The organism is Paraburkholderia sp. SIMBA_054 (assembly GCF_046534875.1).
Lineage (GTDB): Bacteria > Pseudomonadota > Gammaproteobacteria > Burkholderiales > Burkholderiaceae > Paraburkholderia > Paraburkholderia hospita.
The window spans coordinates 1-257 of sequence record NZ_JAWRXV010001150.1 but is presented as its reverse complement, the minus strand read 5'-3'; the positions used below and the strand labels follow the sequence as shown (position 1 = coordinate 257).

1 protein-coding gene is annotated in these 257 nt (G+C 54.5%); it reads left to right on the top strand.

The window, feature by feature from the left end; all coding sequences use genetic code 11:
* On the top strand, positions 1 to 257 hold a 257-nt coding region (locus tag SB822_RS58760; protein WP_410859330.1), incomplete at both ends, for a tRNA methyl transferase PRC-barrel domain-containing protein.

The window sequence follows — 257 nt, the reverse complement described above, 5'->3', positions numbered from 1 at the left end:
CGTAAATTCCGCGAGTTCCTGGGCCGTTATCTCCCGGCGCAACCGGGCAAAATCATTACCGTCGATGGCGATGAAATTGGTGAGCACCAGGGGCTGATGTATCACACTCTCGGTCAGCGTAAAGGTCTGGGTATCGGTGGCACCAAAGAAGGTACCGAAGAACCGTGGTATGTGGTGGACAAAGACGTCGAAAACAACATTCTGGTTGTCGCTCAGGGCCATGAACACCCGCGGCTGATGTCTGTCGGGTTGATTGC